The organism is Rhodococcus sp. 14-2496-1d, from assembly GCF_002259365.1.
Classification (GTDB): domain Bacteria; phylum Actinomycetota; class Actinomycetes; order Mycobacteriales; family Mycobacteriaceae; genus Rhodococcoides.
The window spans coordinates 31,582-41,143 of the sequence record NZ_NPFV01000006.1; the positions used below are offsets into that span (position 1 = coordinate 31,582).

7 protein-coding genes are annotated in these 9,562 nt (G+C 66.1%); 1 reads left to right on the plus strand and 6 read right to left on the minus strand.

Annotated features, from left to right (window positions below):
• Window positions 1-90 precede the first annotated feature (90 nt).
• The 6 genes from CH296_RS04200 to purL form a co-directional block, all read right to left on the minus strand.
• Complete coding sequence (locus tag CH296_RS04200) at window positions 91-1,731, minus strand: ABC transporter substrate-binding protein (RefSeq protein ID WP_045200295.1); 1,641 nt, start codon at window positions 1,729-1,731, stop codon at window positions 91-93.
• Between the two features lie 142 nt (window positions 1,732-1,873).
• Complete coding sequence (purF, locus tag CH296_RS04205) at window positions 1,874-3,436, minus strand: amidophosphoribosyltransferase (RefSeq protein WP_032396301.1); 1,563 nt, start codon at window positions 3,434-3,436, stop codon at window positions 1,874-1,876.
• Window positions 3,437-3,563: 127 nt separating this feature from the next.
• Complete coding sequence (locus CH296_RS04210; RefSeq protein WP_032395916.1) at window positions 3,564-3,950, minus strand: sterol carrier family protein; 387 nt, start codon at window positions 3,948-3,950, stop codon at window positions 3,564-3,566.
• Window positions 3,950-4,546: a CPBP family intramembrane glutamic endopeptidase gene (locus CH296_RS04215; protein ID WP_094684102.1), complete on the minus strand. Its 597-nt coding sequence runs from the start codon at window positions 4,544-4,546 to the stop codon at window positions 3,950-3,952. The genes CH296_RS04210 and CH296_RS04215 overlap by 1 nt, the downstream gene beginning before the upstream one ends.
• Window positions 4,543-6,270: an alpha/beta hydrolase gene (locus CH296_RS04220; RefSeq protein ID WP_256980326.1), complete on the minus strand. Its 1,728-nt coding sequence runs from the start codon at window positions 6,268-6,270 to the stop codon at window positions 4,543-4,545. The genes CH296_RS04215 and CH296_RS04220 overlap by 4 nt, the downstream gene beginning before the upstream one ends.
• A gap of 83 nt (window positions 6,271-6,353) precedes the next feature.
• On the minus strand, window positions 6,354-8,645 hold the full coding sequence (gene purL, locus CH296_RS04225; RefSeq protein ID WP_094628480.1) for a phosphoribosylformylglycinamidine synthase subunit PurL: 2,292 nt from the start codon (window positions 8,643-8,645) through the stop codon (window positions 6,354-6,356).
• A gap of 114 nt (window positions 8,646-8,759) precedes the next feature.
• Between purL and CH296_RS04230 the strand changes: the two genes are divergently transcribed.
• Complete coding sequence (locus CH296_RS04230; protein WP_230596830.1) at window positions 8,760-9,524, plus strand: nucleoside phosphorylase; 765 nt, start codon at window positions 8,760-8,762, stop codon at window positions 9,522-9,524.
• The last annotated feature ends 38 nt before the right edge of the window (window positions 9,525-9,562 follow it).

Genomic DNA, 9,562 nt, shown 5'->3' on the forward strand with positions numbered 1-9,562 from the left:
ATAGCGGGCGAGCGCGCCGTACCGTGACGGCGCGCTCGCCTGCTGCGCTTGCTTCTCCCCTACCGGCGCGTCCGCGGTAGTGGGCACCGGTCAGCTCTTGGCGAGAGTGACGAAACGGAACTTGAACGAGGCGTCGAGAGTCTCGTCCACACCGCTGATCTCGTCGGTGGCGACGGCGATCTGCTTGCCCTCCAACAACGGAAGCGTCGGCAGGTAGTTCGTCGCGAGCTCGGTCTGAATCTGACCGATGATCTGCATCCGAGCGTCCTCGTCGGCGGTCGTGCGTTCGAGATCGAGCAGCGAGGTGATGGCCGGGCTCTCGAAGTGCGACTGCAGGAAGTTGTCCGGCGCGAAGAACGGCGTCAGGTAGTTGTCTGCATCGGGATAGTCCGGGAACCAGCCCAGCTGGTACACCGGGTAGGCGTCGGCGACGCGTTCCTTGGTGTAGGTGCTCCACTCGGTGGACTGCAGGTTCACGTTGAACAGGCCCGTCGCGTCGAGCTGGCTCTTGATCGCGGCGTATTCCTCGCTCGAGCTCGAACCGTAGTGATCCGGGTTGTACTGCAGGTTGAGCTGAACGGGAGTGGCAATGCCTGCGGCGGAGAGGAATCCAGCCGCCTCGTCGCGGTTCGGCGTGGTGCCGTAGACATCGCCGTAGGCGGTGTTCGCGCCGGCCAGTCCGGTGGGAACCACGGAGTACAGCGGGGTGTAGGTGCCCTTGTAGACGCCGTCGGACAGCGCCTGACGATCGACCGAGGACGCAATTGCCTTGCGCACGGCCAACTTCTGCTCCGGGGTGTCGCCGGGCATCGTGTTCATGTTGAACACCATGTAGCGCGATTCGCCGCCGGGTCCCTCGTGCACCGTCAGTCCGTCCACACTGCCGAGCGATTCGACGTCCGTCGGGGTCAGCGAGCGCCACGCGACATCGATGGCTTTGTTCTGCACGTCGAGCTTGAGGTTGTCGGAGCTGGTGTAGTATTTGACGTTGATCGAGGACGTCTTCGGCGTTCCGAGAATGCCGTTGTAGTCACCGTTCGCGGCGAAGCTGACGAGGGAGTTCTTGGCGTAGCTCGAGATCGAGTACGGGCCCGCGAACGGAGTACCCGCCACGATGGCGTCGTCGTCGAGAATCGAATCGGCCGGGAAGACGGTCTGATCGACGATCGGTCCTGCCGGGGTCGCCAGAATCTGCGGGAAGGTCTGGTCGTTCGCAGCCTTCAGGGTGAATTCGACGGTCTTCTCGTCGGGCGTGGCGATGCTGTCGAGATTGGTGAGCAACGACGCGGGGCCGTTGGGGTCGTTGATCGCGACGATCCGATCGAACGAGTACTTCACGCTCTCGCTCGTCAGCGGGTTGCCGTTGGCGAACTTCAGGTCGTCCTTCAACGTGCACGTGTAGACGGTCGGCTCGGTGAAGTCGCAGCTCTCGGCCGCGTCGGGCTCGAGTTCGGAGCTACCGGGCGCGAAGTTCATCAAGAACGGATACGTCTGGTTCATCACCATGAACGAACCGTTGTCGTACGAGCCGGCCGGGTCGAGCGATGTCACCTGATCGGTGGTGCCGACCGTGATGGTCTCGCCGCCGCTGTCGCCGGATCCTCCGGCGTCGGTGCGTCCCGAGCCGCAGGCTGCGGCCGTCAGTGCGAGTACCGACAGTGCTGCCACTGCAGCGGTCTTCCTGCCGTGCTTGCGCACTGCAGTCTTCGATGCCGCGCTGTAGCGCTGCATGCGTCCGTCGTCGGGCGACAGGGTCATCTGAATGCCTCTATCCAAATCGGTGTGTCCTATGTAACTCGGGACAGTACCGACGGACTGTTTCCAATATGTGGCATTGAGAAAACCCCGCTGTTCCCTTGCAGGAACGCCCAGCTCACGGACGACTAAGAGCGCTCACATTCGCGTCGTTGTCCACCGGCTGCCCGGCCGCCGAGGACAACAGACCTTCGAGTACGTGCTTGCCGAGCGCATTGTCCGCAGGCAGATCGATGGGGTACTTGCCCGTGAAACAAGCTGCGCACAAGCGTGATTCGGGCTGCTCCGACGCGGCGATCATGCCGTCGATGGAGATGTACCCCAGCGAGTCGGCACCGATGGCCTGGCGGACGCCTTCGAGGATCCCGTCCTCGGAGTCGACACCGTTGGCGATCAGCTCTGCGGGAGAAGCGAAGTCGATGCCGTAGAAGCAGGGCCAGCGCACCGGCGGCGACGCGATACGCACGTGAATCTCCAGCGCACCGGCCTCGCGCAGCATCCTGATCAGGGCTCGCTGGGTGTTGCCGCGAACGATCGAATCGTCCACCACCACCAGTCTTTTGCCCCGTATGACCTCTTTGAGAGGATTGAGCTTGAGTCGGATACCGAGCTGGCGGATGGTCTGCGACGGTTGAATGAACGTGCGGCCCACGTAGGCGTTCTTCATCAGGCCCTGGCCGTACGGAATGCCTGAGCCCTGCGCGAAACCGACCGCAGCGGGAGTTCCGCTCTCGGGCACCGGAATCACCAGGTCGCCGTCGGCCGGATGCTCCTTGGCGAGGCGTCGTCCGATCTCGACACGCGTCGAGTGCACCGAACGGCCACCGATGACGCTGTCCGGCCGAGCGAGGTAGACGTACTCGAACACGCAGCCCTTGGGCTCGGGGGCCGCGAATCGTGAGGACCGAACGCCGTCGGCATCGATAGCGAGGAGCTCACCGGGTTCGATGTCGCGGACGAACGCGGCACCGACGATGTCGAGTGCTGCCGTCTCGCTGGCCACCACCCAGCCGCGATCGAGGCGGCCGAGGCACAACGGACGGACGCCGTGCGGGTCGCGCGCGGCGTAGAGGGTGTGCTCGTCCATGAACGTCAGGCAGAAGGCACCCTGGAGCTGCGGCAGCAACTCCATCGCAGCCTGCTCGATGGTGCAGTCGGCGGCCTTGTGGGCCAGCAGCGCGGTCACCACGTCGGAATCCGACGTGCCGTTGCCCTGCAGCCGGTCGCTGATCAGCCCTGCGTCGCGTGCCTTGGTGGCGAGCTCGGCGAAGTTCACCAGATTTCCGTTGTGGCCGAGCGCAATCCCGGTCCCGGCGGTGGTGGTGCGGAAGATCGGTTGCGCGTTCTCCCACGTGACCGATCCACTGGTGGAGTAGCGGCAGTGTCCGATGGCGACGTGCCCGGGCATGGCACCGAGTGTCTGCTCGTCGAACACCTGGCTGACGAGCCCGAGATCCTTGAACACCAACACCTGGGAACCGTCGGAGACGGCGATGCCGGCAGCTTCCTGACCACGGTGTTGCAGCGCATAGAGGCCGTAATACGAGAGCTTGGCCACATCCTCGCCCGGTGCCCACACTCCGAAGACTCCGCACTCCTCGCGCGGCTCGTTCTCCGGTTCGTCGAGCGGTTTGCCTACCAGAAGATTCGGACTGTCGACCGACAAATCGGCGTTGGTCACGGGCATTGCTCCCTTGGGGGTACGGGGCGGGGGGCCATGCCCGAGTCTACGGGCACACGGCCCGAGTCAACGCATCGTGTGGACGGGAGATTCCCAGCAGGTGAACGCGTGTCCGAATTGGAGCCGATCACCTGATGGACATCAGTGGCAGCCAGCGCCCCACCTCGGCCGCCCTACTGCCCGACGCATCGATCGAGCCGTCGGCGAGTGCGTCGGCGAAATTCCGGATTCCGGTCACCACCTGCAGCCACGTCAGCGCATCGGTCTCGACCACGTTCGGCGGAGTTCCGCGGGTGTGGCGCGGCCCCACGATGCACTGCACCGCGACGAACGGCGGCACCCGCACCTCCACCGAGGATCCCGGCGCGTTCTGGCCGAGGGTTCGGGCAGTGGTTCGTACCGCTGCGGCGATCTGCGCCCGCGCAGGCTTGTCCGCCTCGCCCTTGATCCAGTCCTCGACGGCCAGCACGGCGTCGCGTACCTCGGCGGGGCCGACTTCCTTGTGTGGTGGCACTACGTCGAACTCCTGTCGTTCGCAGCGAGATGCGCCAGAACGGCGCCGCTGGCGTTGAGGAAGTAATGCAGCAAGGCCGGCGCGAGCACACTGCCGCTGCGGGCTCGCAGCCACGAGAACACCACCCCGGCCGCGGCCGTCGCCACGACCGTCCCGACCACGGTGTCACCCGCCGCCCGGGCCGGGTGAATGTGCCAGAGCCCGAAGAAGATCGGCGACAGAGCGGGCGATGCAGCGTCGAGCACGCCGCGAAAGAGCAACTCCTCGGTGAGGACCGTCCCCACCGGAATCCGAAACAGAACCCACTCGGCCAGCTCGTCCTCGGACGGCCGAACCCGGCGTCGCAACGCAGGAATCGCGGCCACGACGGCCGATCCGAGTACCGGAACGGCCGATGCCGCCGCGCCCCACTTCACGCCTGCAACCGTATTGCGCAATCCCAGTTGCGCGGCGCTGCGGCCCGAGACCGCCGCAACGGCCACTGCGAACGAGGCATTGGCCACCGCCCGTCCACGGGCACCGAGGCCTGTCGAGGGCAGCACGACCGTGCTCCACGCCGTCGTCGCGGCACCGATCGCCAACGCCTCGGTGGTCACTTCTCGGGACCGTCTCGGCCGGCGAATTCCTCCATGACTCCGCGGACTCGTTCGGTGTCGCGGTCGGTCCACCCCTCCGGCGCGGCGACGGCAACCCAGCCGTCGAGCACGAGGGTTCCGTAGTTGTGGCCGTGCCCGTCGGGAACGCCCGCAGCGTTGGTCAGGTCGGCGGCCACCTGCCAGAAGGTGACGACCGGGAACCACCGCATACTCGGCAGCCGGTCCGGACCGGGTGGCTCGGACAACCAGTCGGGACGCTCGAACAGCAGATCGGGTGACCACCAGACCACCGGATCCGACGCGTGCTGGACGTAGAGGATTCTCGGTTCGTACCAGGGCTGATCCTCCGGCGGGATGCCCGACGAGTTGTCGGCGAATCGGACCGTCAGTCCCTCGGAGTAGACCGGCCGAACCTCGGGGCTTCCCGGGTCGCGTCGGCTGACGAACTGACTCCAGATGCGGTTGTTGTTCGGTGGCCCCACCCACAGCACGCCGTCGGTGGTGTCCCGGATGTCGGCCAACCCGTCGAACGCGCCCTCGCCCGCCTGGGTGCCGAGGCTCTCGCCGTAGACGTAGAACTTGGGGCGGGTGGCCTCCGGTTCCTGCAGCCAGCGGTCGTGCACCTTGTCGATCAGACCTCTGCCCGCCTGCGCGGCCTTGTCGCCCTCCGCGATGAAGGAGATCCAACTCGGCAGGTAGGAGTACTGGGATGCGACGGTGGCGACATCGCCGTCGAACATGAGCTCTTCGGCTTCGATGGCGGTGGGATTGACCCATCCGGTTCCGGTGGTCGGAACGACGACGAGAGCCGCGCGCTGGAATGCCCCGGTACGTTCGAGTTCTGCGACCACGATGTTCAGTCGCTCGTCCTGGGTCTCGGCGGTTTCCAGGCCGGCGTACGCCCTGATCGGCTCGAGGCTGGGACGGCCGGTCGCCCGCTCCATCTCGTCGGCGCGCAGTCCGCTGGAGACGAAGTTGCGGCCCTCGAATCCAAGGGTGTCCCACGGTGCCAACGAGTTCGGACTACCGGAGCGTTCGTCGGCCACGGGTTGTTCTGCGCCGTCGCGGGTTTCGTCGTTCTGCAGGCTGAAGGCCGAGTTGGTGACCTCGGAGACGGCCCGGAGCAGGACGCCCTGAACCAGCGCTACGGACAGCACGACGAGGACGACGACTCCGAGCGCGTTGGCAACTTCGCGTGGCATCTTCACGACGCGGTTTATCTGCCGGGCGAGCAGCCGAACGAGGTCGCGCAACACCCGCCACACCGAAATCAACAGCGCCGCAACGGCGATACTGAGTGCACCGGTTCGGAAGTATCCCGTGGTGGTGGTGCCCTCGGCGTCCATCAGTGCGGCCAGCTCACGCTGCCATTCCGCCGAGATCGCCAACATGATCATCGACGCTGCGATCGCGAGGACGGGTACGGCGACCTTGACGGCGAGTTCGATCTTGCGCGGCAACGGCCACCACGATCGGGACGAGAGCCACCAACGGGTGACGGCCCATCCCACCGCCACGCCGAATGCGTAGCCGATGGCCGCGTTGATACCGCCGATGATGCCCTGGAACAACCATCCCCGCGGGAGCAGCGACGGAGTCAACGACCAGCAGAAGAACAACGCGCCGAACGCAATTCCGGTGAAGTCCAGGCGCAGCAGGCCCCAGGCCCACATGACGAACGGGTGCTTGTCCGGTGAGGGGACCGAGAACTCGACCGTCGGCAGGTGGTAGCGGTGATGCTCGTTCTGCTCGAGCGCGGAGTCGGGCTCGGCGAGCGGCTGCTCCGATGTGTGTCCCCCCACCTCGGTCAGCCGAAGAGTCTGGGAAGAGTGCTCTCGAACGTCTCGCGCAGTTCCGTCATCGGGACGGAGAACTGCCCTTGCACCTCGATCGAATCCGAGCCCTCGTCGACGACGCCGATGCGCACCCACGGCAGACCGCGGGCGGTGCACATGCCGGTGAAGCGAGTCTCTTCCGTGCGCGGTACGGCGACCAGTACGCGGCCCGAGGACTCGGAGAACAGTGTCACGAACGGATCGGCACCCTCGGGAACGATGATGCGGCAACCGGTTTCACCGGCCAGAGCAGCTTCGACGACGGCCTGCGCGAGGCCACCCTCGGACAGATCGTGGGCTGCCGAGACCAGTCCGTCACGCGAGGACGAGAGCAAGATGTCTGCCAGCAGTTGCTCACGGGCGAGATCGACCTTGGGCGGCACGCCGCCGAGGTGGTCGTGCTCGACCTGCGCCCAGATGGACCCGTCGAACTCGTCGTGGGTGTCACCGAGCAGGATCAGCGTCTCGCCGGGCTCGAGTCCGAGGCCGGTGGGGATGCGGCGATGCACGTCGTCGATGACGCCGAGTACACCGACGACGGGCGTCGGCAGGATCGGCTCTGCACCGGTCTGGTTGTAGAAGCTGACGTTGCCGCCGGTCACGGGAATACCGAGGGTGACGCAGCCGTCGGCCAGTCCGCGCACGGCCTGCTGGAACTGCCACATGACGCCCGGGTCCTCGGGCGAGCCGAAGTTCAGGCAGTTGGTGACGGCCTTGGGCGTCGAGCCGGTGACAGCGACGTTGCGGAACGCCTCGGCGAGCGCGAGCTGCGCGCCCTGGTAAGGATCGAGTGCGGTGTAGCGGCCCGACGCGTCGGTGGCCAAAGCGATTCCACGACCGGTCTTCTCGTCGATTCGGATGACGCCTGCGTCGGCGTTCTCGGCGAGGACGGTGTTTCCGCGCACGTAGCGGTCGTATTGCTCGGTGATGAATCGACGGCTGCACAGCTGCGGCGAGCCGATCATCTTCAGCAGCGTCGCCCGCAGCTCGTCACCGGTTTCCGGACGCTTCAGCGACGCCGTGGTGTTCGCGACCAGATCGTCCTGGGTGGCGGGTCGCTGCACGGGACGGTTGTACACCGGTCCCTCGTGCGCAACGGTCTTCGGCGGAACGTCGACCACGGTCTCGCCGTGCCACGTGATCTGCAGATGCTCACCGTCGGTGACCTCACCGATCACGGTGGCCAGGACGTCCCACTTGCGGCAGACGGCCATGAACGCGTCGACGTTCTCGGGCGTCACCACCGCGCACATGCGCTCCTGGGATTCGCTCGAGAGCACCTCGGCGGGCGTCATGCCGGTGGCGCGCATCGGCACCTTCTCCAGCTCGATGTGCATGCCGCCGCTGCCCGCGGACGCGAGTTCGGAAGTGGCACAGGACAATCCGGCACCGCCGAGATCCTGGATGCCGACGACCAACTTGTTGGAGTACAGCTCGAGGCAGGCCTCGATGAGCACCTTCTCGGTGAACGGATCGCCGACCTGCACGGCCGGGAGCTTCTTGCGGCCCCCGCCGGTCTCATCCCCATCGAAGGTCTCCGACGCGAGGACGGACACGCCGCCGATGCCGTCGAGACCGGTTCGTGCGCCGAACAGAATGATCTTGTTGCCCAGGCCCGACGCGAACGCCAGATGCATGTCCTCGACGCGCATGACGCCGGCACACAGAGCGTTGAGCAGGGGGTTACCGGCGTAGGAGGCGTCGAACACCGTCTCGCCGCCGATGTTCGGCAGGCCGAGGGAGTTTCCGTAGCCGCCGACGCCTGCGACGATCCCGCTCAGGACACGGCGCGTGTCGGGTGCATCGGCGGCACCGAATCGCAGCTGGTCCATGACGGCGATCGGGCGGGCACCCATGGCCATGATGTCGCGGACGATGCCGCCGACGCCGGTCGCTGCACCCTGGTAGGGCTCGACGTACGACGGGTGATTGTGGCTCTCGACCTTGAATGTGACGGCCCAACCGTCGCCGACGTCGACGACGCCCGCGTTCTCACCGATACCCGCGAGCATCGGCTTGCGCATCTCGTCGGTGGTGGTCTCGCCGAAGTACTTCAGGTGCACCTTCGAGGACTTGTACGAGCAGTGCTCGCTCCACATGACGGAATACATCGCCAATTCGGCGTCGGTGGGCCGACGGCCGAGGATTTCCTTGATGCGGACGTATTCGTCGTCCTTGAGTCCGAGTTCTTTGTACGGCTGCGCAACGTCGGGGGTGGCGACGGCGTTGGAGACGGTGTCTGTGGGTACAGAGCTAGCGGACACGAGGAATAGGTCCCTTCGATGGAGCGAAATGCCAGGGAGAGTCTATCGGGACCCGCAGACATGTACGGCATCGGTCGTGCAGGGCCGAGCGTCGCCTCGTGCGAACATCACCTGATGGACATCGCGCTGACCGAGAACGATCTGGACGAAACGGGCGTCATCGACCCGTCGATGGTGGCCAAGGGAGTCGACGTTCCGCCGAAAGCCGTCGTCTGTTTCTTCTCCGAGGTGATCGAGAGCATCTGCGCGAAGGGCGACGCCCGAGTCGTGTCGGTCATGCGCTCCGAGCACGGCGAACACCCCGTCTACGAGATCGAACGACACGGTGAGAAGCTCGCCGTGTTCCACCCCGGCGTCGGTGCGCCGTTGGCGGCACTGTTCCTCGAAGAGGCCATCGCGATGGGATGCACCCAGTTCGTGGCCGTCGGCGGCGCGGGAGCACTGTCCGATGACCTGGGCATGGGACATGTGATGGTGGTCGACAGCGCCGTCCGCGACGAGGGCACCTCGTTCCACTACCTGCCGCCGGGCCGCGTGGTCGACGCCGACCCGGCAGGCGTGGCCGTGCTGCAATCCGTACTGACCGACGCCGGAGTCGACTTCGTCACCGGGCGTTCCTGGACGACCGATGCGCTCTACCGCGAGACCCGTGCCCGCGTCTCCCGCCGAGTCGAAGAAGGCTGCCGAACCGTCGACATGGAGGCCTCGGCCTTCTGCGCCGTGGCCCGATTCCGTGGAGTGCGATTCGCGCAACTGCTGTACGCCGGCGACTCCCTCGCCGCCGACTGGGATCACCGCGGCTGGACCAAGGCAACAACAGTGCGCGAACAATTGTTCTGGCTCGCGGCAGATGCGTGCCTACAACTGAGCCCGATCTGAGTCTTCGGGGCACCAGCCCCCCCCTTCCCGCTCACCCC